This is a genomic window from uncultured Sulfitobacter sp., from assembly GCF_947500075.1.
GTDB lineage: Bacteria > Pseudomonadota > Alphaproteobacteria > Rhodobacterales > Rhodobacteraceae > Sulfitobacter.
Map to the genome: position 1 here is coordinate 148,787 of NZ_CANMQS010000002.1, position 25,006 is coordinate 173,792.

Consider the following 25,006-nt stretch of genomic DNA (forward strand, 5'->3'; position numbering starts at 1 on the left):
CAGCTCTTGGTGCACCACAAAAAATGGGCAAGAATGAGGCGGCCTGCGCTCTTGTATCGGGGCTGTGGCGCGGCTAGGTCCATGCACAAGCCAGCAAAAGGAGCTTCTCCCATGTTTACCGGGATCATCACGGACGTCGGACGGATTGCGTCACTGGCAATGGAAGGCGATCTGCGTGCCCGCATCCAGACCAGTTATGATACGGCCAGCATCGACATGGGCGCCTCCATCGCCAGTGATGGGGTTTGCCTGACGGTCGTCGATCTGGGGCCGGACTGGTACGAGGTGCAGATCAGTGCCGAAACGGTGGACAAGACCAACATCAGCGCCTGGGGTGTCGGCAAACGGCTGAACCTGGAACGGGCGCTGAAAGTGGGCGATGAGTTGGGCGGGCATATCGTGTCGGGCCATGTCGACGGTGTGGCAGAGGTTGTCGGGCTGGAGGACGAAGGCGACAGCACCCGCGTGACCCTGCGCGCGCCCAAGGCGCTGGCGCGGTTCATTGCGTCCAAGGGCTCGGTTGCGCTGAACGGCACGTCATTGACAGTGAACGAGGTCGACGGCTGCGATTTCGGCATCAATTTCATCCCCCACACCAAAGAGGTGACCACCTGGGGCGATGTGGCGATGGGGGATCGGGTCAATCTGGAAATCGACACGCTGGCCCGCTACGTCGCGCGGCTGGCTGAGATGTCCTGACGGCACGGCGTTGCCGGTGCCGTAAGCTGGCTGGCAACGGCCGCATGGCCCTGCTATGTCGGGGCCAGGACGAAGGGAAAGCCATGAATTTCGAACAACCCGGACCAGTGGAAGCAGGGCTCGCCGATGCGATCTCGCCCATTGAAGATATCATTGAGGACGCGCGGCAGGGGCGGATGTTCATCCTTGTCGACCATGAGGACCGTGAGAACGAAGGTGATCTGGTGATACCTGCGCAATTTGCGGACACGGCGGCGATCAATTTCATGGCGACCTATGGGCGCGGGCTGGTGTGTCTGCCGATGACCTCCGCCCGGATTGACCATCTGGGTCTGCCGATGATGGCCGTGAACAACTCATCCCGGCACGAGACGGCCTTTACCGTCAGCATTGAGGCCCGCGAAGGGGTCAGCACCGGAATTTCCGCAGGTGACCGGGCGCTGACCGTGTCCGTGGCGATTGATGAACAGGCAGGCGCGGCCGATATCGCCACCCCCGGCCATGTGTTCCCGCTGCGCGCCCGCGACGGCGGCGTGCTGGTGCGGGCAGGGCATACCGAAGCCGCAGTGGATATCTCGCGCCTTGCCGGGCTGCATCCCTCGGGCGTGATTTGCGAGATCATGAAGGACGATGGCACCATGGCGCGGCTGCCGGATCTGGTGGATTTCGCCAAGACCCACAGCATGAAAATCGGCACGATCAGCGATCTGATCACCTACCGCCAGCGTCACGACAACCTGCTGGTGGAGCGCGACAGCCGCGCGGTGACCTCTGCTTATGGCGGCGATTGGCAGATGCGTATCTTTGCCGACCAGATCACCGGGACCGATCATGTGGTGCTGACCAAAGGCGACATCACCACAGATGCGCCGGTGCTGGTGCGGACCCATGCGATCAACGCGCTGGAAGACATCCTCGGCCTTGGACCAAGCCCTGCGGATGAGCTGCCCCGCGCGATGCAGATCATCGCCGAGGAAGGGCGCGGCGCGGTTGTGCTGTTCCGCGATCCCTATCCGAAACTGCGGCTGGATGAGGAAGACGACGACGGCCCGCGCACGGTGAAGAACACCGGTCTGGGCGCGCAGATCCTGTCTTCGCTTGGGTTGCACCAGCTCATCCTGCTGACCGACAATCCCGATACGCGCTATCTGGGGCTGGACGCCTACAAGCTGGAAATCGTGGCCACCCGGCCCATCACGACGGAGTAACCCATGGCCACTGCCGAAGACCACACGATCCTGCCACGCCCTTCGTTTGATAAACCCGTGAAGGTGCTGATTGTCATCTCGCCCTATTACGCGGACATCGCGGCGGGCCTTTTGACTGGTGCCAAGGCCGAGCTGGACGCGGCGGGGGCCACCTATGAGGTGATCGAGATGCCCGGTGCGCTGGAAGTGCCGACGGCCATCGGCATTTCCGACCGGCGCAGCAACTTTGACGGCTATGTTGCGCTGGGCTGCGTGATCCGGGGGGAAACCACGCATTACGACACCGTGTGCAACGACAGTTCCCGCGCGTTGCAATTGCTGGGGTTGCAGGGGCTGTGCATCGGCAATGGCATCCTGACGGTGGAGAACAAGAAGCAGGCCGAGGTGCGCGCCGATCCAAACGGCCAGAACAAGGGCGGCGGTGCCGCAGCGGCTGCCTTGCATCTGATCGCGCTCGCCCGTAAGTGGTCGGCGACAAGCAAGGGCATCGGGTTCAAACCCATGGGCGAAGATACGCTGATGGCCGGTGACGCAGACGGAAACACAATCGCATGAATACCCCCGCGCCGGGACTGTCCGGCAACCAGAAACGCAAGATGAAATCCGCCGCCCGGCTCTATGCCGTGCAGGCGCTGTTCCAGATGGAGCATTCGTCCCAATCCGTCGATCAGGTCCGGCGGGAATTTCTGGATCACCGGTTCGGCGCGGAATACGAAGGTGCGGAGATGGTCGATGGCGACGTCACCCATTTCGCGCAGCTCCTTGAAGATGCCGTGAATTATCAGGCGCCTATCGACCAGATGACCGACCGCGCCCTGGTCGCCAAATGGCCCATCGCCCGGATTGACCCCACCCTGCGCGCGCTGTTCCGGGCCGCAGGTGCAGAATTCCGCGACACCTCCGTGCCGCCCAAGGTTGCGATCAGCGAATATGTCGACGTCGCGCGGGCGTTCTTTCCCGATGGGAAAGAACCCAGTTTCGTGAACGCGGTGCTGGACCACATGGCCCGCGAGGCGCGGCCTGAGGCGTTTTGAGGCAGTTTGAACGCATCCCCCGCTGTGCTATACTTGGTCAGCAGGAGGGCACGTCATGCCAACAATCGTCCGCTTCTATATCAAACACTGTGTGATCGGCTTCGGGATTTCCGCGCTCTTTATCGGCGGTCTGCTCTATTACAACGTTCTGAACCTGTGGCACCTGATCAGCACATCTGACATCGGGCTGATGGCGCTGGTGGTGTTCTGGGTGTTGAACGGCATTGTTTTTGCCGGGGCGCAGATGGCCGTGGCGGTGATGTTGCTGGCTGAGGATGACGAAGATGACGGCCCGCGGGGTGGCACGCCAGAGCGGCTGGTGCCCCTTCGTCAGGAAGCCCCTGCGCCGGGTGGCCGCAGCCTGCGCTGATCCCTGGTTTTCGGGAAAGGTGTGACGGGACCGCACGTGCCGGTCAGTTTTTTATTCCCGAGGACCTGTATATACAGGTGGGCGCCAGGTAACCGAACCAGGGCTCGGACAGAGCCAGCTCCCTCGGATTTGCTTAAGGCCACTGGAATGTAACGTCTCACGAACAGGGCAGAACCCGCCACACCATCCTATGTAGGGGGCGGGGCAGCGGGCGGCAATGGGTGTTGGGCAGAAAGCTTGCCTGCGTCAGCGCGGCCCTATCCTGCGATGTCCGCACGCATGCGCCCCAGATGCTCATCCCAGCCTTTGTCGAGGGCCATGAGCAGGCCGAATGGCTCAGCCCCTGTTGGAAGCCCTTCATGTTCCAGCGACAGACGGGTGCCGGTTTCCACGGCTTCAAGGTGCCATTTGACAAGGCTCACGGCATCTCCCATCGGTTTGATTGTAAAGGTATATTCCAGATATTCCGGCGCCCGCGCCGTGATCACCTTGCCCCACATCAGCAAATCACCACTGTCCGCGCCGAACATCTCCAGCGGTTTGCCTTCCTCCAGCGGCACTTTGGGCGGATGGAACCAGAGGGCGAGCTTGTCCGGCTGGGTGAGATACCCCCAGACGATGTCGCGCGGGGCGGCGAGGATGACAGACTTGCGCAGGGTATGAGTGGTCATTTGGTGTCCTTTTCAATGGCGTTTTTCAGGGCAGCAAGGCGGTCGTCCCAGAAATGATCGAAGAAATCGAGCCAATCGAGCACGGGCGCAAAGCCTGCGGGGTTGATGCGGTTGATGCGGGTGCGGCCGCGGGTCTCAACCGTGATGAGACCGCCATCGCTGAGCACGGTGAGATGTTTCTTCACCGCCGCCCGCGTCATGTCGAAATGCGCGGAAACGTCGGCGATCGTCATCTCCTGCGCGGTGAGCATCTTGAGGATGTCACGGCGCGTCGGATCGGCGAGGGCGCGGAAGGTGGGTTGGCTGTGCGGGGTCATGGGGTCCTTTGTGATACTTTTCGGTATCATTTATAAAGAGATACTTTTTGGTATCATGTCAAGGTGCGTGATGGATAACATGAGGATCGCATCTTTAGGCATTGTAATAATTGGATTATTGTCGCCTCGTTGTGGGCGTCTCTCCATCAGGTCACTGTTGATGGACAGGCAAATCTCCAGGCGCGGCGCGGTCCTCCATTCGCCAAAACAGATGGGATTCGCCGCCGGACTTGCCAATGTTCACTAAATGTTCATAGTGGGTATCATGGCCCAGGTTGACCTCACACCACAGACACGCACGCCGCAGCCGGGGCAATTGCTGGCCCGTGGCGTCTGCCGTCATTTGGCCAGTCATGGCTTCGTCTGCGTCGAAGAACTCGTGCCCACACGCGGCCTGCGGGTGGACGTGATGGCACTGGGCCCGAAGGGGGAAGTCTGGATCGTCGAATGCAAATCCAGCCGCGCCGATTTCACCTCAGATGCGAAATGGGACGGGTATCTGGAATGGGCTGACCGGTTTTTCTGGGCGGTCGATGCGGATTTTCCGGTTGAAATGCTGCCGGATGACACCGGATTGATCATTGCGGACGCCTACGCGGGTGAAATCATCCGCATGGGGCCTGAGACGCGGCTTGCGCCCGCGCGCCGCAAGGTAATGGTGCAGAAGTTTGCCTTCCACGCCGCCCGGAGGCTGCACCAGCTGCGCGATCCGGACATGCAGATGCCGCTGGACTGACCTGTCAGCCCTTGCCACCCACACGGTTGGCTGCTGCGGTGATTTCCTCTGCAATCTCAAGCGCTTCTTCGGGAGTGAAGTCCATTGGAACCTCAACGCCTTCGGCTTCAACAAAAAGCCGCACCATGCCTGCATCGGTGGGGCCGATTTGCAGATTTGCGGTGATGTCACGTTCGCTGTTGATGCCCATGGGTCTCTCCTGTCACGGCAGCTATCGCTAGCGCGCCGGCGATTGAAAGGCAAGCGGGAGGCGGGCATTCTGGGCCCATGGATGAGATTGTATTGAAACGTTTTGGACCTGCGGACCGCGACTGGCTGGTGGCACAGCACCGGGACCATTACGCCGCTGAAGAGGGGTTTGATGACACCTTTGGCGAGTTGGTGGGCCGGATCGTTGATGATTTCCTCGCCGATCACAACCCGGTGGCGGAGGTCGGCTGGATCGCGTGGCGGGGCGATCAGCGGCTGGGATCGGTCTTTTGCGTGCGGCTGGACGAAGAGACGGCCAAGCTGCGGCTCTTCCTGTTGACGCCGGAGGCGCGGGGCTCGGGACTGGGCCGCCGGATGCTGGCACACAACATGGATTTCGCGCGCGCTGCCGGATACCGCCGGATGCAGCTCTGGACCCACGAATCCCATCGCGCGGCGGGTGCGCTCTATGCCAGGGCCGGTTGGGAACTGACGGACAGCAAGCCGGTGCATTCTTTCGGAAAGCCCAATGTGGAACAGACTTGGCGGATCACGCTTTAGCGGGTGATCGGGGTCTTGCAATCTGCCAGTCGGGGCGATAAATCGAGGCCTGTGCCGCCTTAGCTCAGTTGGTTAGAGCGCTTGATTGTGGATCAAGAGGTCCCTGGTTCGAGACCAGGAGGTGGTACCACCCTTCATCTTTTGTTGCTGTGTTTGCGCCTGACCTTCGGACGTTGTTCATGGGGGAGAGCGGGCGCATGGATATTTTTGGCCAAAAAGAGGGGCGGGGTCAGTCAATCCTGATCGTTTGGCGCAAGGCACCGGTGAGCCGGTCATAGATCAGTATTTCATTGTTGTCCGTTACCACCGCATACCAATCGGCGGCCTGAGTGAAGGCCTGGGCGCTGACACCCTCGGGCAGGGTGATCTGATCGGGCAGGGGCGGCGCGTCCCGTTGAAGCCGGGTGACAAGCAGGCCCACAACCACTAGAACGCCGCAAATCATCACGGCGGTCAGCACCGTCACCATACGGCGCAGAAACCGCAGGTTTGCAGGCTCAATCGGATCATCCATGTCGCAACGCACCATCACCTTCACGCTGGCAGAGGCGCCACCGCCCCGTCTTGATAAGGCCCTCGCGCGCGATGTGCCAGAGGCCGCGCAATTGTCGCGCACACGGCTGGCGCGGTTGATCGCGGAGGGCGCGGTTTCGGTCAATGGCACGGTGGTCGAAGACCCGCGCGGGCGGGTGACGGAGGGCGATCACGTCAGCATCACCGTTGAGGTTGCTGTGGAAAGCCATATCGAGGCGGAGGATATTCCGCTGGACGTGGTGTTTGAGGATGACGATCTGATCGTGGTGAACAAACCCGTAGGCATGGTGGTGCATCCGGCACCGGGCACGCCGTCGGGGACGTTGGTCAATGCGTTGCTGGCCCATTGCGGGGATCATCTGTCGGGCGTTGGTGGCGTCAAACGTCCGGGCATTGTGCACCGGATTGATAAAGATACCAGTGGTTTACTCGTCGTTGCTAAATCAGATGCGGCGCATCACGGTCTGGCCGCGCAGTTTGAGCAGCACAGTGTGGAGCGGTATTACAAGGCGCTGGTTTACGGCGCACCGGATGGCAGCGATCCGCGCTTGCGGGGCATCAAGGGCGCGTCGTTCGAGCCGGGCAATATCCTCAAGCTGACCACCCAGCTGGCGCGCCACCGCACGGACCGACAGCGGCAGGCGGTGTTGTTTCAGGGCGGCAAACACGCGGTCACACGCGCACGGCGGGTGGCGCAATTTGGCACGCCGCCGGTGCTGGCGCTGATGGAATGCTGGCTGGAAACCGGGCGCACCCATCAGATCCGCGTGCATATGGCCCATGCGGGCCATGCTTTGGTGGGCGATCAGACCTATGGCGGGAAACGCAAACTGCCGCGCACGGCCCTGTCCGAAAGGGCGGCCGAAGCGGTGCGGGCTTTCCCCAGACAGGCGCTGCATGCAGCCGTTTTGGGGTTTGAACACCCCGTAACGAACGAAAACATGCGGTTTGAAGCAGCTTTGCCGGAAGATATGGAAAACCTTCTCAAAACGCTGGGTTGAGGGGCATTTCTGCGGGGTGATGCACCGCACAGGTGCGTGAGCGCACGGGGCATTTACTTTTATTTCATAGCTCCTTTGGCAATACTGCACAAAAGACGACCGATATCTTGAACCGACCACAAACTGCCCCCATATGGATGTTAAGGCCCTAAACATAGGGCATTCAGGGAAGGACATGACATGGCCAATTACGCAAATCTACCGGCACCCACCCCAGAAGGCGGTTTGAACCGGTACATGCAGGAAATCCGCAAGTTCCCCCTGCTTGAGCCCGAGCAGGAGTATATGCTTGCCAAACGCTGGGTCGAAGAACAGGACACGGAAGCGGCGCATCAGATGGTGACGTCTCACCTGCGTCTGGCGGCCAAGATTGCCATGGGATACCGTGGCTATGGCCTGCCGCAGGCTGAGGTCATTTCGGAAGCCAACGTTGGCCTGATGCAGGCCGTCAAACGCTTTGACCCTGAAAAGGGTTTCCGCCTGGCGACCTATGCGATGTGGTGGATCCGGGCCTCGATCCAGGAGTACATCCTGCGGTCCTGGTCTCTGGTGAAACTGGGCACGACCTCCGGTCAGAAGAAGCTGTTTTTCAACCTGCGCAAGGCCAAGAACAAGATTGGTGCGCTGGAGGAAGGCGATCTGCGCCCTGAAAACGTCAAGACCATCGCGACCCAACTGGGCGTGACGGAGGCCGAAGTGATCTCGATGAACCGGCGCATGTCGGGCGGAGATGCGTCATTGAACGCGCAGGTCGGCTCTGATGGTGAAGGCACCATGCAGTGGCAGGACTGGTTGGAGGATGAAGATGCCGATCAGGCCGGTGATTACGAGGCCCGTGATGAGTTGGAAACCCGCCGTGAAATGCTGGCTGAAGCGCTGGATGTGTTGAACGATCGGGAGAAAGACATCCTGACCCAGCGCCGCCTCAGCGATGAGACCATCACACTGGAGGATTTGTCGAGCCAGTATGACGTGAGTCGCGAACGCATTCGTCAGATCGAAGTGCGCGCTTTTGAGAAACTGCAAAAGCGCATGCGTGAACTGGCGAAAGAGAAGGGGATGCTGGCGTCAGCCTGACCCCACCACCTTGACGAAAGAACGACCCTGCCCGCATGATCGGGCAGGGTCTTTTTGTATGGAGGGAGCCATGGCAGGCGGTTGGGCAAAAGACGGCGCGGTGTCTGAACAGATTGAGGCGTCCATCAATGATGAATTGGCGCGGATGCAGCAGCGCCGCGCGCCGGTGGGGGAAAGCCTGACCCATTGCGCGGAATGCGAGGAACCGATCCCCGAGGCACGGCGGGAGGCCCTGCCGGGCGTGAAGCTGTGTATCGACTGCGTGCAGGAGCGGGATGCGCAGTTCAAGGCGCGGGGCGGGATCAATCGGCGTGGGTCAAAGGACAGTCAGCTGAAGTAGAGATCTGTGACCGCCAGCCTGTCTATCCATTCAGGCGGGATGCCGTTGTCGCCTCCAACCCCATAGAGCGCGCCCATGACAGCGCCCAGCAGCATGGCCCGGCCGCAATTGTCGCCACCAGCGTAGATGTTGTTGCGGATGGCGTCGCGGAAGGACGGGGTGGTGGCCATGTTGTGGGTCACGCTTGGCACGCCGTAGCTGAGATCACAGGCGAGGCCAAAGTGTTTGGTCGCCGCATTTGTGTCCTGATCCGTCATCGCAAGCGCCTGGTTGAGGCGGTCGAGCGGTTCGCCTTCGGCCACATTGCAGCCCGCCTCGATGATGGTTGTCATGTCATCGGCATAAAGCGCTGCCGCCATCATATGCGCGCAGATGCGGCCATAGGCGCGGGCTTCTTCATGGTCGCTGGTGGCGCGGATGGCGTCATCGACGGTGGCGTCAAAGGCATCACCGCTGATCTTTTGCGCCCAAAGCGCGGGGATCAGGCCGGGCAGTTTGGCGATGGCAGGCATTTGCACATCCACGGCGCCCCGTGTTTGAGCCAGTTTGTCCTCCTCCGCCTTGGCGAAGTTGTCCAGACTGCCGCGCGTGGCGTGGTCGATATAGCCTACATAGGTGCCGCCGTAGCCGAAATGGGCGCAGAAGGCTTTGATGTAGGTTTGCAGATCAAAGGCACCGTTGTTTTGGGCCAGTGCGCGCTGCATGACGATCAACTGCTCCCCATACTGCGATTGCTGGCCGGGCACGCGGTTCGGATGCGCAAAATAGGCGGGGACGCCCTCGTAATTCTCTGCCTGTGGTGCCGTGAATTCCGGCGCCTCAGGCACCCGTTTGCGGATGTGGTCCTGATCGTAGATCCAGTGGAGCCCCATGGTTGCCGCGTCGGCGACAAGCGCGCCCAAGACCATGTTCTTGCTGCGGTTTTGCACGTCATTTGCCATGGGGGTCTCCTTTGGTGTGGATCAGTCTTCCATCGCTTCAAGCTCATCAATGAAGCCGGAAATCACGCTCAGCCCCTTGTCCCAGAACGCGGGATCGCTGGCGTCCAGACCGAAGGGGGCAAGCAACTCCTTGTGGTGTTTGGAGCCGCCTGCTTTGAGCATGTCGAAATACTTCTCCTCGAACCCGGCTTCCCCATCGGCGTAAACCGCATAGAGCGCGTTCACCAAGCCATCGCCAAAGGCGTAGGCATAGACGTAGAAAGGCGAATGCACGAAGTGCGGGACGTAGGACCAGAAGGTCTCATAGCCGTCCATGAATTCAAAGGCAGGTCCAAGGCTTTCGGCCTGCACGGACATCCACAGGGCGTTGATGTCTTCGGGCGTCAGTTCGCCATTCCGGCGCGCGGCGTGGAGTTTGCATTCGAAGTCGTAAAACGCAATCTGGCGGACAACGGTGTTGATCATGTCTTCGACCTTGCCCGCGAGCAGCACCTTGCGTTCGGTATCCGTGGACGCATTGTCGAGCATTTTGCGGAAGGTCAGCATCTCCCCAAACACGGACGCCGTTTCAGCCAGCGTCAGCGGGGTGGAGGACAGCATTTCCCCCTGTCCAGCGGCCAGCACCTGATGCACCCCATGGCCCAGCTCATGCGCCAAGGTCATGACATCACGCGGTTTTCCCAGATAATTCAGCATCACATAAGGATGCACATCCGTCACCGTGGGGTGGGCAAAGGCACCGGGCGCCTTGCCGGGTTTGACGGCCGCATCAATCCAACCCTTGCTGAAGAAAGGTGCCGCTAGCTCTCCCATACGCGGATCAAAAGCGCTGTAGGCGTCCATGACCATCTTCTCCGCCTGCGTCCAGTTGACGATGCGGGGGTCTTCCATTGGCAGAGGCGCGTTGCGGTCCCAGACCTGCATTTTATCAAGGCCGAGCCATTTGCGTTTCAGTTCATAGTAGCGGTGGCTGAGCTTGGGGTAGGCTTTGACAACTGCGTCGCGCAGGGCTTCCACCACCTCCGGTTCCACCTGATTGGACAGATGCCGCCCATGCTGTGCCGTGGGCATCCCGCGCCAGCGGTCGAGGATTTCTTTCTCCTTGGCTTGCGTGTTGTGCACGCGGGCGAAGGTCTTGACGTTGTCGCCAAATACTTTCGCCAACTCCTTGGCCGCAGCTTTGCGCAGATCGCGGTCCGGATCGGTCAGCAGGTTCAGCGTGCCTTCGATGTTGCGCGTCTCTCCGGCCACATCAAAGGTGAGGCCTGCGATGGTCTCATCAAACATCCGCTCCCATGCGTCGCCGACGACGCCCAGATCGTGCAGGAATTTCTCCAACTCGTCAGACAGTTGATGCGGCTTCATCGCGCGGATGCGATCGAAGATTGGCTTGTAGCGGGCAAGATCGGCGTTCTGGGCGAACAGACCGTCTAGGTGGTTGTCCTCCAGACGGTTGATTTCAAGCGTGAAAAACACCAGCGGGGTGGTGAAATTGGTGATGCTTTCCTGACAGTCGGACATAAATTTGGCCCGGTCCGCGTCGGTGGTCAGCTGGTAATAGCGCAGCCCCGCAAAGGACATGATGCGCCCGGCGATCTGGTTGATCTTTTCGTTGCGCAGGACGCAGTCGAGAAAACCTGCGGCGTCCAGATCGGCCAGCTTGCCTTCGTAGTCCGCGGCAAAACTGCTGCACGCCTGCTCCAGCCAGTCCAGATCGCGCTTGAGTTCAGGCGCGTCTTCACTGGCATAGAGATCGGTCAGATCCCATTCGGGCAGATCGCCGAGGTTGTCATCACCTCCAACGGCATTGGCATCACGGACGGGGAAGGGCAGTTGGAACATCATCAGGCCTCATAAACTGTTTCGCTACACCTAAGCCGGGGCGGGGGCGGGGACAACCACCGCTCAGCCATAGATGCGCAGCATTTCGTTGAGATCGTCGAGGGTGTTCGCCTCTGCCAGTGGTTTGTCCTGCCGCCAGCGCGCCATGCGCGGAAAGCGCAGGGCGACACCGGATTTGTGGCGTTTGCTCGCCTGAATGCCTTCAAAGGCGATCTCAAACACGTGATGGGGCGTGACCTGCCGCACGGGGCCAAAGCGTTGCAGGGTGTTCTTGCGCACCCAGGCGGTGATCTGGCGGAACTCGGCATCTGTGAGGCCGGAATAGGCTTTGGTGAAAGGCACAAGTTCATTGCCGTTCCAGACGGCAAAGGTGAAATCGGTAAACAGGTTTGCCCGCCTGCCGGAGCCGGCTTGCGCATAGATCATCACCGCGTCGATGGTCAGCGGGTCAAGCTTCCATTTCCACCAATCGCCCTTCTTGCGCCCGGCCAGATAGGGGCTGTCCGCGCGTTTGAGCATCAGGCCTTCGGCATGGGCCTCCCGCGCGGTGCTGCGCAGGGAGGCGAGGGTGTCCCAGCTTTCAAACGGGTGTTGCGGGGAGAGGCGCAAAGGTGCTTCGGGCGGCAGATCGGCACAGGTCTGTTCGAGCAAGGCGCGCCGGTCCGCGAAGGGCGCGTCGCGCAGGTCATCGCCTTGCCATTCGAGCATGTCATAGGCGTGAAGTACCACGGGGGCCTCCGCCAACAGCTTTTTCGGCACGGTCTTGCGCCCGATGCGGGCTTGCAGTGCATTGAAACTGGATGGTTTATCCTGATCCGCAGGCCAGACGAGCAGCTCACCATCCAGCACGGTGCCCGGCGGGATGTGGTCAATGGCGCGGGCGAGTTCGGGGAAGCGGTCCGTCATCAATTCCTCTCCCCGCGACCAGACGAAGTAAGACCCATCGCGCAGGATCAACTGCCCCCGGATGCCGTCCCATTTCCATTCCGCGCGCCAGTCCTGCGGATCACCGAGCGTGCCGGGGCCGTCTTCCAGGGCATAGGCAAGGTAGAAAGGATAGGGGCGGGAGGCATCGGCGGTGGCGTCGTCGGCTTCAATCAACTGGTGCCAAGTGACATCATCCGGGTGCCAGTTGCCCATCAAGCGGTGGGCCAGTTCCGCCTCCGGCTTGCCCGTTGCCCGAGACAGCGCGCGGGTCATCAGTTTCTGACTGACGCCCATGCGAAACCCACCGGTGATCAGTTTGTTGAAGACGAACCGCTCCGTCCCGCCCAGCCGGTTCCATGCGTCGATAACAAAGGTCTTGCGGTTGAGTTCACCCACATCAGCTAAGCCGCGTAGTGCATTGATCCAGAAGGAGAGATCGGATTTATCCTCAGTGTCGTTCGGGGGTAATACAAGGGCAATGGTCTCTGCCAGATCGCCCACAACGGCATAGCTGTCTTCAAAGAGCCAGAGCGGGATCTCCGCCGCTTCCGCCGCCCATTCGCGCAGGCGCGTGGTGGTCACAGCCCGCTTCGGGCGGCGTCCGGAGAACAGCGCAACGGTCCACAGCCGGTCCATGTCATTGGCATCGTTGAAGTAATCGGCCAATGCCGCGACTTTCACGGTGGTTTTCGTGCTTTGGTCAATGGCGTTGAAAAGGGCGGCAAAGCGCTTCATGTCGCGCCCTCCGGCTCATCTGTGCTGGCGTCGAGGGTTTCGCCTTCAAACTGGGTTGGCACAACCTGCGCGTTCCAGCCTTCGTCTTGTAGATACCGCGTGAAGACATCCGTGTAACCATGCGTGACATATATGTTTTCCGCGCCCGTCTCTTTGATCGCCCAGAGCAACCCATGCCAGTCCGCATGGTCAGAAATCACAAACCCCCGATCCCCCGCACGCCGCCTGCGCACACCGCGCAGCGCCATCCAGCCAGAGGCGAAGGCGGTTTCCTGCGGGCCGAACGTCTTGGCCCATTTGCTGCCCAGTGCCGATGGCGGGGCAAGGACCAGCGCGCGGGGGTGGTCCTTTGGGCTCAGTTCCGCATTGGCGAGGGTCGTGTCAGGCAGGGTAAGCCCCTGATCCCGAAGGACTCTATTCGTATGCTCAACAGCGCCATGGGTGAGGATCGGACCAATCGCCGGATCCAGCATCGCCATCAGCCGCTGCGCCTTGCCCAGGGCATAGGCCCCCAGAAACGCGGTTTTGCCCTGTGCGGCACAGCCAGCCCACCACTCATTCAACGCCGCCGCCACATCGCGTTGATCGGCCCAGCGAAACACCGGCAGGCCAAAGGTGCTTTCGGTGATGAAGTGATGGCAGCGCACGGGTTCAAATGCCTCGCTCAGCCCATCATCGACGATCTTGTAATCCCCGGAGGCGACCCAGACCTCACCGCCGACCTCGACGCGGATCTGGGCAGAGCCGGGCACATGGCCCGCCGGATGGAACGACACCTGTGCACCGCCGATCTGGCGGACTTCTCCAAAATCAATGCCTTCTGCGGTGATATCCCCAAGCCGGTGCCGCATCACGGGCAGTGCGGCATGTGTGGCAAGGTAACTGCCCATGCCCCAGCGTGCATGGTCGGCATGGCCGTGGGTGATCAGCGCCCGTGCAACCGGGCGCCAGGGATCGATGTAGAAATCCCCGGCAGCGCAATAGATGCCTTTGTCTGTAAAGGTGAGAACCGCGTCCTTGCTCATACTCCGCAATGTAGCTGCATCACGCGGCTTGCACAGGGGTAAGGATTTTGGAGACCGCGGTCAGGAGGTCACGGTTGCCGAGAACAGCCGCTGGATGCCATCCAGGATCGGATTGCGCATGTCGGGCACTTCCATCAGCACTTCGTGCTCTCCCCCTTCGACCATTTCCAGCCGTCCGCCTTTCCAGCTTTCCATGCGGGACTGGACGCGGGGCATGTCGACGATGCGCTCGTTTGTGCCCATCCAGGCGACCGCCGGTAGGTTGGGGGCGGCGCGTTCTGACAGATGGGCGGTTTCTGCCAGCGCTTCGCGCAGCCAGACATAGCTGGGACCCCCAAGGGCCAGCTCAGGATGGGCGACCAGCTGGTCGCGCATCATATCGTACATCTCGGCATCTGTGGTCAGCATGTTGTCTTCAAAGGGGGCCGCCTGCACATAGGGCTGCGTGGTGGAGCCGGGGGGCAGCAGATGGCCCTTGCCGAGTTTCGGCATCATGGTGGACAGCACGCCTGCCACCAATTTCAGATGCGGCTTGATATAGATGCCCCACATCGGCCCGGTGAAGGCCGCTGATTGCACCGGCAAGCCTTCCATCACCGCGCGCAACCCGATGCAGCCGCCCATGGAATGGGCCAGCAGGAAAAACGGGCGCGGCATGCCCAGCGTGCGCGCAGCGCGCATCATCGCGGCCACGTCCTTTTGGTAGTCCTGAAAGGCGTCAACATGGCCCACCAGCGGATCGTCCAACATCCGGTCCGCAAGGCCCTGTCCGCGCCAGTCAATCGACATGGATGCAAACCCGCGCGTGGCAAGTTCCCGCGCGGTTTCGCCATATTTCTCAATGTATTCCGTCCGGCCAGGGAACATCAGCACCGTGCCTTTGGCCCCCTGAAGCGGCCAGGCGCCCACACGGATCCGCTTCCCGTCGGAGGTGACAGCCCAATGGGCCGCACCCCCTTCAGGGCCCGGATACACATCCGTGAAGAGTGGCGCTGGCGTCAGCTCCATCAGCCCAGGACGGCAGCCAGCTTCATTGCCATGCCCATGTCGCCGTCAACAGCAAGTTTGCCGGACATGAAGGCCGCCGTAGGGTTGGTGTCCCCTTCCATGATGCCCTTGAACGTCTCGACATCCGCAGACAGCGTCACATCGGCATCTTCATCGGCAGCACGTGCGCCGGAACTGTCCATCATCACACAGCCTTCGCCCGCGATGTCGAACTTGGCCGTTCCATCGAAATCAGCGCCCGCCAGCTTTGCATTCAGCGCGGACACAGCTTCGTTTACAATATCACTCATCGTAGTCCCTTTTTGGTGAAATGCTGCAGTCACGGGTGGAATTGCGGCGGCAGCCTGTTACATTCACATTTGTTATGCCCGTCTTACCCGTCAACCTCAAACGTCACTTTACGGCACTTGGCTTCGTGGTGTTGCTGTCCAGCATGGCCACAGCACAGGAAAAGACCGCCGAACTGCTGGAAAACCTGCGCACAGCGGGTCCGGTGGATGCCCCGCGCATCGCCCACGATATTGAGCGGGAATGGTCGCGGTCCGGCTCTGCGGCGATGGATATGCTGTTGATCCGGGGCCGCGAAGCGCTGGAAGAGGGCAACTACCCGCTGGCGATTGAGCATTTTACCGCCCTGACAGATCATGCGCCGGATTTTGCCGAAGGGTTCCACGCCCGCGCAGAGGCGTATTTCAGGCGGGACCTTTTTGGTCCGGCTTTGGATGATCTGGAGCGGACCCTTGCCCTGAACCCGCAGCATTACGATGCCATCTTTGGTCTGGCTGTGATGATGCAGGAATTCGGCGATCTGCGCCGCGCCGCTGACCTCTATCGCCAAGTCCTGGCGATTTATCCCCATCACGAGAACGCAAGTCAGGCGTTGTCGCGCCTCAAGCGCGACGGGATTGGGCGGGAAATCTGATCGGGGACGCATGTGTCAGGGACTTCTAGGGTCGTGGCCGTTCTGGGCCCGACCAATACCGGCAAGACCACCTATGCCATTGACAGGATGCTCGCCCACCGCACGGGCGTGATCGGCCTGCCGCTGCGTCTGCTGGCCCGCGAGGTCTATGACCGCATCGTGGCCCTGCGCGGTCCGTCGGTTGTTGCATTGGTGACGGGGGAGGAACGGATCGTGCCGCCGCGCACCCAATATTGGGTCTGCACGGTGGAGGCGATGCCAGAAGGCATGGGCGCGGATTGCGTTGCGATTGATGAGATCCAGCTCTGCGCCGATCCTGAGCGGGGCCATGTGTTCACCGACCGTCTGCTGCGCGCGCGGGGGCAGCATGAGACGCTGTTTCTGGGCTCTGACACCATGCGGGGCACGATTGCCGCACTTGTCCCGAAGGTGGATTTCCTGCGGCGGGAGCGGATGTCCGAATTGACCTATTCAGGTCAGAAAAAGATAAGCCGTATGCGTCCGCGCAGTGCAATAGTCGGGTTTTCGGTTGAGAATGTATATGCGATTGCAGAGCTGATCCGCCGCCAGAAGGGCGGTGCAGCGGTGGTGATGGGCGCGCTTTCCCCGCGCACCCGCAATGCGCAGGTGGACATGTATCAATCCGGCGAAGTTGATTTTCTGGTGGCCACGGATGCCATCGGAATGGGGCTGAACCTGGATGTGGATCACGTGGCGTTCTCGGCGCTAGCAAAATTTGATGGACGGCGGATGCGGCCGCTTGCGCCCAATGAACTGGCCCAGATCGCGGGGCGCGCAGGGCGGGGCATGAAAAGCGGCACCTTTGGTGTGACCGGGGATGCGCCTGCGCTGGATGACGGTGTGGCGCGGGCCATCATGGACCATCACTTCACCCCGCAGAACAAGATCAACTGGCGCAACCACGCGCTGCAATTCGGTTCCATCGACCGTCTGATCGCCACGCTTGAAGCCAAGCCGGAGGACGAGCGTTTGGTGCGGGCGCGCGAAGCGGATGATCTGCGCGCGCTGAAATCACTGGGGCAGGTGGATGAGATCATGGCACGCTGCGGGGACGGGCCATCGGTGAAGCTGCTCTGGGATGTCTGCCGCATCCCGGATTTTCGCGGCATCAGCCACGCCGAACACGCCAGCTTGCTGGAGACGATTTTCACCGATCTGCACCAGCATGGGGAGATCCGCGAAGACTGGCTGGCGCGGCAAATCAAGCGCATCGACCGCACCGATGGGGACATTGATGCGCTGTCCAAACGGCTCGCCTTTATCCGCACATGGACTTATGTCGCACAGCGCAAAGGCTGGACTCGTGATGAAAGCCATTGGCGCGGGGCGACCCGTGTCGTAGAAGACCGCCTATCAGACGCGCTGCATGAACGTCTGACCCAAAGATTTGTAGACCGGCGCACCTCTGTTTTGCTGCGCCGGCTAGGACAGAAGGAGGCCATGGTGGCCGAAGTAAATGATACCGGTGAAGTCACCGTCGAAGGCGAATTTGTAGGCAAGCTGGACGGGTTCCGTTTCCGCGCTGACAAGGGTGCTGGCGGGGCAGAAGAGAAAACGATCAAGACCGCCGCGTTGCAGGCGCTGGCGCCGCAGTTCCATCTGCGCGCGGATCGTTTCTACAACGCGCCGGATACGGAGATTGATTTCACCGAACAGGGCGGCCTGATGTGGGGCTCCTCTGCGGTAGGCAAGCTGGTGGCAGGGCCCGATGCGCTGCGCCCGCAGGTTGAGGTGTTTGTGGATGACGTCGCTGGCGCGGAAGTGGCCCAGAAGGTCCAGCGCCGGTTGCAGCATTTCATCGACCGGAAGGTCGCCGCCTTGTTCGAGCCGCTTCTGGCCTTGTCCAAGGATGAAACCCTGACTGGCCTGGTGCGGGGGTTCGCGTTTCAACTGGTTGAATCCTTTGGTATTCTGCCCCGCGCTGCCGTGGCGCGTGACGTCAAGGCGTTGGACCAGGATGCGCGCGCAACCCTGCGCAAACATGGTGTGCGCTTTGGGCAGTTCACGATCTTTATGCCCCTTATTCTGAAGCCCGCACCAACACGGCTGCGGCTGGTGTTGTGGTCGCTGTCCAAGGGGTTGGAGACCTTTCCGGAATCCCCGCCACCCGGTCTGGTGACAATCCCGGTTGACGATGGCGCGCCTGCGGGCGCTGACACGATGTCGGGCTACCGCAATGCAGGCACCCGTGCGATCCGCATTGATATGCTGGAGCGGCTGGCGGACATGCTGCGGGTGGAGGATTCGCGCGGTGGGTTCGAAGCCAAGGCGGATATGCTGTCGATCACGGGCATGACGCTTGATCAGTTTGCAGAGCTGATGCAGGGGCTGGGATATGCCGCTGAAAAGGGCGAGCGGGTGAAGGTGAAAGCCGCGCCGGAAGCGCCTGCTGCTGCGGCGGATGCACCTGCGTCTGAGACCGCAACACCCTCCGAAGAGGCACCTGCCGAGGTACCTGATGAGGCGGAGGTTCCTGCGGAAGCGACCGCCGAGGCCGAAACAGATGAAAAACCCGAGGTGACCAGCGAAGCTGACACCTCAACGGATGCGCAAATTGACGCACCTGAGATGGAGGTTTTCTATTCCTTCACCTGGGGTGGCAATGCCCGCGCGAACACCCAGAACCGGCGCGGCGGCGGTGACCGTCCGCAGGGCAAGGGCAAACCCAAGGGCCGCAAGGGCGGGCCGCGCGACAAGGGCGACCGGGGTGACCGGGGTGGCAAATCGCAGAACTTCTCGGCCAAGCCGCCGCGCAAGGAAAAGCAGATCGACCCCGATAACCCCTTCGCAGCGGCGCTTATGGGGTTGAAGGACGGCAAATAAGTGTCTGAAAAGGCTGAGAAGCTGCGTGTGGACAAGTGGCTGTGGCAAGCACGGTTCTTCAAGACACGTTCGCTTGCAGCCGCCCGCGTGACCGATGGCAACCTGCGCATCAATGGTGATCTGACCACCAAACGCGCCGCGACGATCACCCCCGGTGACGTGCTGACCTTTGCCCAGGGGGATCACATCCGCGTGATCCAGATCGACGCTTTGGGCACCCGCCGGGGACCGGCTCCCGAGGCGCAGGCGCTGTACACCGATCTGTCCCCGCCTGAGGCGCGAAAAGAGAAAAAACCTCCCGAAAATCCGGCGTTTGAGGGAAAAGGCCGTCCGACCAAGCGCGACCGCCGTCAGCTTGATCTTTCTAAGGCCCGCCATCTTGAATGATGGCCCGCCCTCATTTAGCTAGCATACAAACGGAACGGACGAAGATCATCGCATGACCTACATCGTGAACGACAGCTGCATCGCCTGCAAATACACCGACTGCGTCGAGGTATGTCCGGTGGATTGCTTCTATGAAGGGGAGAACATGCTGGTCATCCACCCGGATGAGTGCATTGATTGCGGTGTTTGCGAGCCCGAATGCCCCGCCGACGCCATCCGTCCGGACACGGAACCGGATGCGGAAAAATGGGTCGAGTTCAACCGCAAATATTCCGAACTTTGGCCCGTCATCATCACCAAGAAAGACCCGCTGCCCGACGCAGAAGAACGGGATGGTGAAACGGGCAAGTTGGAGAAATACTTCTCCGAAGCACCGGGCGAAGGCGGCTGATTCGCCGTCTCCTGGCTGTATGACGGTAATGTGACGGCTCTAACACACTGGAAAACGTGGATTTTGCCCACTTTCCGGCGCGTCGCGCTTTCGGAAGGGGTGTTTTTGTGATATGCTGTCGCAAAGTTGAAACAGACCGACGAAGCTGACGAACAGGCATGTGTCGCATCCAGACTGCTCTGGATGACATCCAATTCCTCAGAATACGCGCTTTCGGACGTGGTTGCTGCCACCGGCCGACGGCGTTTTTGACGTCAGTTCAACGCCACTTAACTGCGGGACCCCCGCGCCTCAGGAGCCGAACATGAGTAAATCGAAAAAGCTGGACTTCCGTCCGAACGAGTTTGTTGTCTATCCCGCGCACGGCGTTGGGCAGATCGTCTCGGTTGAGGAACAGGAAGTCGCCGGCATCACGCTGGAGCTCTTTGTGATTGCGTTTGAGAAAGACAAGATGACCTTGCGGGTGCCCACCCACAAGGCGACAGAGATCGGGATGCGTGCGCTCAGCAGCCCCGATGTGATCAGCCACGCGATGAAGACGCTCAAGGGCAAGGCCAAGGTGAAACGCGCCATGTGGTCCCGCCGCGCGCAGGAGTATGAGCAGAAGATCAACTCCGGTGATCTGATTGCCATCGCGGAGGTCGTGCGCGATCTGCACCGCACCGATGATCAGCGCGAGCAGAGCTATTCCGAGCGTCAGCTGTACGAAGCCGCGCTGGAGCGTCTGACCCGTGAAGTTGCAGCCGTTGGTGGCGGCGATGAGATGGCTGCTGCCAAGCAGGTTGGTGATGTGCTGGAGAGCCGCGTCGCGGCCTAAGCGATTGTAAAAGATGATGAAAAGGCCGCGTCTCACCGGACGCGGCCTTCTTTCATCATAGGGTGAGGGTCACACCCAGCAGCACGACAAGCTCAACGATCTGTTGCGTGCCGCCCAGAACGTCCCCGGTCTGGCCGCCGATCTTGCCGCGGGCCAGTCGCATCAGGCCAAAGCCCGCCAGCCCGGCCAATGCGGCGATCAGGAAAACCGCATGTCCCACGGCAATGAGTGTCACGCAGGCACCAATGCCCGCTGCCGCAAGAACCGCTTGCCGGTGCGGCTGTCCGGTCTGCCGGGACAAACCGGCCGCGCGCACCGATGGCAGGCTGCCCATCACCCAGACCATCACCGCACGGGACGTCACGGCGGCGCTCAGCACAGCGCCCGCAACCGCGCCCTCCAGGATCAGATGGGTCAGCAGCGCCCATCGCAGCCCCACAACCAGCCCAAGGGCCAGCACGCCGTAGGTGCCGATCTGGCTGTCTTTCATGATCTCCAGCCGCCGTTCTGACGTCCAGCCGCCCCAAAATCCATCGGCGCAATCGGCCAGGCCGTCTTCATGCATTGCCCCTGTGACCAGCACGCCTGCCATCACCGCAAAACCCGCAGCAACCGCCGCAGGCGCGCCAAGTGTGCTCAGTACCAGCGCGGTGAGTGTCACGGCTGCGCCCACCGCCAGCCCAACCAGCGGATAGGCCCATGCGCCATGGGCCGCGGGACGGGTTTCGGCATCGTCAAAAGCAATCCGGGGCAAGGGCAGGCGCGTCAGCAAGGCAAAGGCAAGATGCACATCCCGCATCCGAAATGCCCCGCCTCCCGCTTCAATGTCGCGATCCGTCATCAATCTGCCCTTCCGGCCCTTTCGGCTGGCACAGGCTACGGCTAGACAGGGGGCCAGTTCAATCGCAAACAGAGCCTGCCTGATGACTACACCGCTTTCTTCCCTTGCTGATTTTCGCGCGCAATTGACGGCGCAGGAAACCGCAGATGCCGCCGCGTTTCAGGCGGCATCCGATCACAACGGGCAATTGACCAAACCGCCGGGGGCCTTGGGGCAGTTGGAAGATCTGGCGTTGTGGTATCGTAGCTGGCGCGGCGGCGCATTGGTTGAGATTACAGAGCCGCAGATCATTGTTTTTGCAGGCAACCACGGGGTTGCTGCGCGCGGGGTCTCGGCGTTCCCCGCAGAAGTGACAGCGCAGATGGTGCTTAACTTTCAACACGGCGGCGCGGCGATCAACCAATTGGCGCGCACTGCAGGCGCCAGCCTTGATGTTGTGCCGCTTGATCTTGAGACGCCCACGCAGGATTTTACCCAAGGCCCCGCGATGGACGACGCGGCCTTTCTGGCCGCGCTGAACGCGGGCTGGACAGCCGTGGGCACAGATGCCGACCTGCTTGTCGTCGGAGAGATGGGCATTGCCAACACCACGTCGGCGGCGGCACTGGCCTGCGCGCTTCTGGGCGGGGATGCGGCGGAGTGGACCGGACGGGGCACCGGGGTGGATGATGCGGGCCTCAGGATCAAGACGGATGTCGTGGCCGAAGGCGTGGCCTTGCACAAGAATGCGGGAGACGGGCTGGACATCCTGCGCTGTCTGGGAGGCCGTGAACTGGCTGCGATGGTCGGTGCGATGGCGCGCGCGCGCAGCCTGCGTATTCCGGTGATCCTGGATGGCTTCATTTGCTGTGCGGCGGCGCTGTGCCTTGCCAAGACCGCCGATGGCGCGCTCGACCACGCGGTTGCCGGGCATCTGAGCGCGGAAGGCGGCCATGGGCGACTGTTGCAGGCGCTGGGCAAAGAGCCTTTGCTGCACCTTGGTCTGCGCCTTGGCGAAGCATCGGGCGCGGCAACGGCAATCCCGCTCCTCAAGGCAGCGCTGGCCTGTCATGCGGGCATGGCGACCTTTGCACAGGCGGGCGTCAGCGACGGCTGACGCTACGCCCGTTTCTGGTCGTTTTCATCGGCCAAGTTGAGGAAGGCTGTCTCAAGGTCCTTTTGCAGTTCCTTGGCGCGTTCGACATATTCCTTGTTCTGACTTGGGGCCACATCGGGCCGCCAGAGGGTCGCCAGTTCCTTCACCGATACCCGGTCATGGGCATAGAACAGGCGGGAGGCTTCTGCCGCCTCGAAATCTGACAAGCCAAGGTTTTCCAGAACATAGCGTCCGGCCCGCAGGGAGCTGTCAAACATCTCCCGCACGATGTCGTCCGAGCCTGCCTGAAACTGGCGGTAGACCTCGGGCCGGTCACGGGCGCGGCTGACGATGTGCAGATCGGGCCGCTCCTTGCGGGCGTAGGTGATCAGCTTGAGCGCCGCCTTGGGGTCATCCAGCGTCACCACCAGCACCCGCGCGTCCTTCAGCCCTGCCTTGCGCAGAATATCGGGGCGGGTGGGGTCGCCCAGAAAGCCTTTGAAGCCGAAACGGCGCATCACGGCGATGGTTTCGGGGTTGTGATCCAGCACCACGGTCTGAAAGCCGCTGGCCTGCACCAGACGGTTCACGATCTGCCCGAAACGGCCAATGCCTGCGATGATCACCGGGCCCTCTTCGTCAATCTCATCGGGGATGATGGGGGCCGTGTCATCCATGCGCTTGCTGATCTGGTCATAGAGGATGAACAGCAGCGGGGTGATCAGCATCGACAGGGCAATCACCAACAGCAGCGTCTCCGCCACTGCCGCAGGCATTGCGCCGGTCGTGACCGAGAAACTGGCGAGCACAAAGCCAAATTCGCCCGCCTGCGCCAGCCCCAGGGCAAACAGCCATTGATCCCCGCCCCGCAGGCCAAAGGCCCGCCCCAGCACATAGAGGATCAGCCCTTTGACGATGATCACCAGCAGTGCCATGCCCAGAATGATCACCGGATCGCCAAACAGCATCTCGAAATTGATGCCCGCGCCCACGGTGATAAAGAACAGGCCCAAGAGAAGGCCCTTGAAGGGTTCAAGGTCCGTCTCAAGCTCATGCCGGAATTCGGAACTGGCCAGCACCACGCCGGCCAGAAAGGCACCAAGGGCAGGGGACAGGCCCACCAGCATCATCACGAAAGAAATGCCAACCACGATCAGCAGGGCCAGGGCCGTGTACATCTCCCGCAGCTTGGCGGCGTGGATGAAGCGGAAGACGGGCCGGGTGAAGAACACACCAACGATGATGATCGCAGCCACCGCGCCGATGGTCAGCAGGGTGACACCCCAGCCCGGCAGGCTTTGCACATAGTTGAACGCGGCATCTGCCGCACCCGCGCTGTGATGGCCGCCATTGTGCGCGGCGTCCACCTTGTCAGGGTCGACGGTGATGGATCCATCCGGCATCACCGCCGTGGCGGCGTTCACCGCCAGAAGGGGCAGCAAGGCCAGAATGGGAATGACCGCGATGTCCTGCGTCAGCAGCACCGAAAAGACCGACCGCCCGCCACTGGTGCGCATCAGGTTCTTTTCCGACAGGGTTTGCAGCACAATCGCAGTGGAAGACAGTGCCAGCGTCAGTCCAATCGCCAGCGCCACGTTCCAGGGTTGATCATAGGCCATCGCAATGCCCATCAGGGCAAGGGTGGAGACACCAACCTGCAACCCGCCCAGCCCCAGCAGTTTGTCGCGCATGTTCCACAGCGTGCGGGGTTCCAACTCAAGCCCGATCAGGAACAACATCATCACAACGCCGAATTCGGCAAAGTGTTGCAGGTCTTTCGTCTCGGACCCCACAAGGCCCAGCAGCGGCCCGATCAGAATGCCGGCCGCCAGATAGCCCAGCACCGATCCGAGCCCCAACCGGGCGGCGATGGGCACCGCTATGACGGCGGCGGCCAGATAAATCGTCGCCTGAAACAGGAAACCTTCCATGTTGGTCCTTTCGGCGCCCGCGCGGGGCGGTCAGGTGGGCAGCGGGCTGTCGCGTTTGAGCTGATCCATGACGATCTGGCTTTGAACGCGTGCGACCGCAGGATGGGGGAGAAGTACCTCGTGAATGAGGCGATTCAAACTGGGCAGATCTTCACAATAGACACGCAGCAGATAATCCGCATCCCCTGTCAGGGTCCAGACGCTCACGATTTCGGGTCTGCTGGTCATAAGTTGTGAAAAACTGCGCGTATTCTCAGGCCCGTGGGTGCCAAGGTGGACCTGAACGAAGCCCTGTACATTCAATCCCAGCCGCACCGGATCGACGCGGGCGGTATAGCCGCGGATATAGCCTTCGCTTTCCAGCCTCTGCCTGCGCCGTCCAGCTTGCGAGGGCGACAGATGCAGGGTTTCCCCCAACTGCTGTGCCGTCAGATGGGCATCGCGTTGCAGGGCAGAGAGAAGTCGAAGATCCGTATCATCCAGCATCGCGCGGGCCTTTCGTCAGATTGAGAAGGATCATGCGGCGGTATGATGAAGATTTCTATAGCCGGAGCGGGTTTGCCGCGCATTCCGGGTCAATTGG

At 61.2% G+C, this 25,006-nt stretch carries 29 protein-coding genes and 1 tRNA gene; 17 read left to right on the plus strand and 13 right to left on the minus strand.

Annotated features, from left to right (window positions below; all coding sequences use genetic code 11):
- Positions 1-111 precede the first annotated feature (111 nt).
- From Q1A91_RS05655 to Q1A91_RS05675, 5 genes are all read left to right on the plus strand, one after another.
- Positions 112-699: a riboflavin synthase gene (locus Q1A91_RS05655; protein WP_299874183.1), complete on the plus strand. Its 588-nt coding sequence runs from the start codon at positions 112-114 to the stop codon at positions 697-699.
- 83 nt (positions 700-782) lie between these two features.
- A complete protein-coding gene (gene ribB, locus Q1A91_RS05660) occupies positions 783-1,907 on the plus strand; it encodes a 3,4-dihydroxy-2-butanone-4-phosphate synthase (RefSeq protein ID WP_299874186.1) in 1,125 nt (374 codons plus the stop codon).
- 3 nt (positions 1,908-1,910) lie between these two features.
- Positions 1,911-2,462 (plus strand): 6,7-dimethyl-8-ribityllumazine synthase, encoded by a 552-nt coding sequence (locus Q1A91_RS05665; protein WP_299874189.1) that lies wholly within the window; start codon positions 1,911-1,913, stop codon positions 2,460-2,462.
- Positions 2,459-2,941, plus strand: coding sequence for a transcription antitermination factor NusB (gene nusB, locus Q1A91_RS05670; RefSeq protein WP_299874192.1), 483 nt, complete (start codon positions 2,459-2,461; stop codon positions 2,939-2,941). Before Q1A91_RS05665 ends, nusB begins: the two co-directional genes overlap by 4 nt.
- A gap of 55 nt (positions 2,942-2,996) precedes the next feature.
- The gene (locus tag Q1A91_RS05675; RefSeq protein ID WP_299874195.1) at positions 2,997-3,311 is read left to right on the plus strand and encodes a hypothetical protein; all 315 of its coding nucleotides are present in this window, start codon (positions 2,997-2,999) and stop codon (positions 3,309-3,311) included.
- 257 nt (positions 3,312-3,568) lie between these two features.
- Here Q1A91_RS05675 and Q1A91_RS05680 read toward each other — a convergent pair whose 3' ends face one another.
- Positions 3,569-3,982 (minus strand): SRPBCC domain-containing protein, encoded by a 414-nt coding sequence (locus Q1A91_RS05680; protein WP_299874198.1) that lies wholly within the window; start codon positions 3,980-3,982, stop codon positions 3,569-3,571.
- The gene (locus tag Q1A91_RS05685) at positions 3,979-4,299 is read right to left on the minus strand and encodes a helix-turn-helix transcriptional regulator (protein ID WP_299874201.1); all 321 of its coding nucleotides are present in this window, start codon (positions 4,297-4,299) and stop codon (positions 3,979-3,981) included. Before Q1A91_RS05685 ends, Q1A91_RS05680 begins: the two co-directional genes overlap by 4 nt.
- Before the next feature lie 265 nt (positions 4,300-4,564).
- Here Q1A91_RS05685 and Q1A91_RS05690 point away from each other — a divergent pair, with 265 nt between their 5' ends.
- Positions 4,565-5,035: an MmcB family DNA repair protein gene (locus Q1A91_RS05690; RefSeq protein WP_299874205.1), complete on the plus strand. Its 471-nt coding sequence runs from the start codon at positions 4,565-4,567 to the stop codon at positions 5,033-5,035.
- A gap of 4 nt (positions 5,036-5,039) precedes the next feature.
- Here the strand turns inward: Q1A91_RS05690 and Q1A91_RS05695 are convergent, their stop codons facing one another.
- The gene (locus Q1A91_RS05695) at positions 5,040-5,225 is read right to left on the minus strand and encodes a DUF6324 family protein (RefSeq protein ID WP_299874208.1); all 186 of its coding nucleotides are present in this window, start codon (positions 5,223-5,225) and stop codon (positions 5,040-5,042) included.
- Positions 5,226-5,302: 77 nt separating this feature from the next.
- On the opposite strand from Q1A91_RS05695, the gene Q1A91_RS05700 reads away from it, so the two are divergent.
- Both Q1A91_RS05700 and Q1A91_RS05705 read left to right on the plus strand, forming a co-directional pair.
- Positions 5,303-5,785, plus strand: a complete 483-nt coding sequence (locus tag Q1A91_RS05700) for a GNAT family N-acetyltransferase (protein WP_299874210.1) — start codon at positions 5,303-5,305, stop codon at positions 5,783-5,785.
- Between the two features lie 53 nt (positions 5,786-5,838).
- A tRNA-His gene (locus Q1A91_RS05705) sits at positions 5,839-5,915 on the plus strand.
- Positions 5,916-6,014: 99 nt separating this feature from the next.
- On the opposite strand, the gene Q1A91_RS05710 is transcribed toward Q1A91_RS05705, so the two are convergent.
- Positions 6,015-6,299 (minus strand): DUF6476 family protein, encoded by a 285-nt coding sequence (locus Q1A91_RS05710; protein ID WP_299874213.1) that lies wholly within the window; start codon positions 6,297-6,299, stop codon positions 6,015-6,017.
- Here Q1A91_RS05710 and Q1A91_RS05715 point away from each other — a divergent pair.
- From Q1A91_RS05715 to Q1A91_RS05725, 3 genes are all read left to right on the plus strand, one after another.
- A complete protein-coding gene (locus Q1A91_RS05715) occupies positions 6,298-7,320 on the plus strand; it encodes an RluA family pseudouridine synthase (protein ID WP_299874215.1) in 1,023 nt (340 codons plus the stop codon). The genes Q1A91_RS05710 and Q1A91_RS05715 overlap by 2 nt on opposite strands.
- 180 nt (positions 7,321-7,500) lie before the next feature.
- On the plus strand, positions 7,501-8,397 hold the full coding sequence (gene rpoH, locus Q1A91_RS05720) for an RNA polymerase sigma factor RpoH (RefSeq protein ID WP_299874217.1): 897 nt from the start codon (positions 7,501-7,503) through the stop codon (positions 8,395-8,397).
- A gap of 70 nt (positions 8,398-8,467) precedes the next feature.
- On the plus strand, positions 8,468-8,737 hold the full coding sequence (locus tag Q1A91_RS05725) for a DksA/TraR family C4-type zinc finger protein (RefSeq protein WP_299874219.1): 270 nt from the start codon (positions 8,468-8,470) through the stop codon (positions 8,735-8,737).
- On the opposite strand, the gene Q1A91_RS05730 is transcribed toward Q1A91_RS05725, so the two are convergent.
- From Q1A91_RS05730 to Q1A91_RS05755, 6 genes are all read right to left on the minus strand, one after another.
- A complete protein-coding gene (locus tag Q1A91_RS05730; protein ID WP_299874222.1) occupies positions 8,725-9,678 on the minus strand; it encodes an ADP-ribosylglycohydrolase family protein in 954 nt (317 codons plus the stop codon). The genes Q1A91_RS05725 and Q1A91_RS05730 overlap by 13 nt on opposite strands.
- A 21-nt stretch (positions 9,679-9,699) precedes the next feature.
- Positions 9,700-11,520 carry a M3 family oligoendopeptidase gene (locus Q1A91_RS05735; RefSeq protein WP_299876120.1) on the minus strand — a complete coding sequence of 607 codons (1,821 nt, stop codon included), beginning with the start codon at positions 11,518-11,520 and terminating at the stop codon, positions 9,700-9,702.
- A gap of 63 nt (positions 11,521-11,583) precedes the next feature.
- The gene (locus Q1A91_RS05740) at positions 11,584-13,182 is read right to left on the minus strand and encodes an ATP-dependent DNA ligase (protein ID WP_299874224.1); all 1,599 of its coding nucleotides are present in this window, start codon (positions 13,180-13,182) and stop codon (positions 11,584-11,586) included.
- Positions 13,179-14,207 (minus strand): ligase-associated DNA damage response exonuclease, encoded by a 1,029-nt coding sequence (locus tag Q1A91_RS05745; protein WP_299874227.1) that lies wholly within the window; start codon positions 14,205-14,207, stop codon positions 13,179-13,181. The genes Q1A91_RS05740 and Q1A91_RS05745 overlap by 4 nt, the downstream gene beginning before the upstream one ends.
- Before the next feature lie 60 nt (positions 14,208-14,267).
- Positions 14,268-15,215: an alpha/beta fold hydrolase gene (locus tag Q1A91_RS05750; protein WP_299874230.1), complete on the minus strand. Its 948-nt coding sequence runs from the start codon at positions 15,213-15,215 to the stop codon at positions 14,268-14,270.
- Positions 15,215-15,505, minus strand: coding sequence for an SCP2 sterol-binding domain-containing protein (locus Q1A91_RS05755; RefSeq protein ID WP_299874233.1), 291 nt, complete (start codon positions 15,503-15,505; stop codon positions 15,215-15,217). The genes Q1A91_RS05750 and Q1A91_RS05755 overlap by 1 nt, the downstream gene beginning before the upstream one ends.
- Before the next feature lie 74 nt (positions 15,506-15,579).
- On the opposite strand from Q1A91_RS05755, the gene Q1A91_RS05760 reads away from it, so the two are divergent.
- The 5 genes from Q1A91_RS05760 (at position 15,580) to Q1A91_RS05780 (ending at position 20,576) form a co-directional block, all read left to right on the plus strand.
- The gene (locus Q1A91_RS05760; RefSeq protein WP_299874236.1) at positions 15,580-16,137 is read left to right on the plus strand and encodes a tetratricopeptide repeat protein; all 558 of its coding nucleotides are present in this window, start codon (positions 15,580-15,582) and stop codon (positions 16,135-16,137) included.
- A gap of 33 nt (positions 16,138-16,170) precedes the next feature.
- Positions 16,171-18,981 carry a helicase-related protein gene (locus Q1A91_RS05765; protein ID WP_299874239.1) on the plus strand — a complete coding sequence of 937 codons (2,811 nt, stop codon included), beginning with the start codon at positions 16,171-16,173 and terminating at the stop codon, positions 18,979-18,981.
- On the plus strand, positions 18,982-19,368 hold the full coding sequence (locus Q1A91_RS05770; protein WP_299874242.1) for an RNA-binding S4 domain-containing protein: 387 nt from the start codon (positions 18,982-18,984) through the stop codon (positions 19,366-19,368). It begins immediately after the preceding gene.
- Between the two features lie 52 nt (positions 19,369-19,420).
- Positions 19,421-19,759 carry a ferredoxin FdxA gene (gene fdxA, locus Q1A91_RS05775; protein WP_299874244.1) on the plus strand — a complete coding sequence of 113 codons (339 nt, stop codon included), beginning with the start codon at positions 19,421-19,423 and terminating at the stop codon, positions 19,757-19,759.
- A gap of 304 nt (positions 19,760-20,063) precedes the next feature.
- Positions 20,064-20,576, plus strand: coding sequence for a CarD family transcriptional regulator (locus tag Q1A91_RS05780; protein WP_299874246.1), 513 nt, complete (start codon positions 20,064-20,066; stop codon positions 20,574-20,576).
- A 55-nt stretch (positions 20,577-20,631) separates the two neighbouring features.
- Here the strand turns inward: Q1A91_RS05780 and Q1A91_RS05785 are convergent, their stop codons facing one another.
- Complete coding sequence (locus Q1A91_RS05785) at positions 20,632-21,417, minus strand: adenosylcobinamide-GDP ribazoletransferase (RefSeq protein WP_299874249.1); 786 nt, start codon at positions 21,415-21,417, stop codon at positions 20,632-20,634.
- A gap of 82 nt (positions 21,418-21,499) precedes the next feature.
- Between Q1A91_RS05785 and cobT the strand changes: the two genes are divergently transcribed.
- Positions 21,500-22,513: a nicotinate-nucleotide--dimethylbenzimidazole phosphoribosyltransferase gene (gene cobT, locus Q1A91_RS05790; RefSeq protein WP_299874251.1), complete on the plus strand. Its 1,014-nt coding sequence runs from the start codon at positions 21,500-21,502 to the stop codon at positions 22,511-22,513.
- 2 nt (positions 22,514-22,515) lie between these two features.
- On the opposite strand, the gene Q1A91_RS05795 is transcribed toward cobT, so the two are convergent.
- Both Q1A91_RS05795 and Q1A91_RS05800 read right to left on the minus strand, forming a co-directional pair.
- Positions 22,516-24,423: a cation:proton antiporter gene (locus Q1A91_RS05795; RefSeq protein WP_299874254.1), complete on the minus strand. Its 1,908-nt coding sequence runs from the start codon at positions 24,421-24,423 to the stop codon at positions 22,516-22,518.
- 30 nt (positions 24,424-24,453) lie between these two features.
- Entirely contained in the window at positions 24,454-24,909 is a 456-nt protein-coding gene (locus Q1A91_RS05800; RefSeq protein WP_299874256.1) for an Lrp/AsnC family transcriptional regulator, read from the minus strand.
- Between the last annotated feature and the right edge of the window lie 97 nt (positions 24,910-25,006).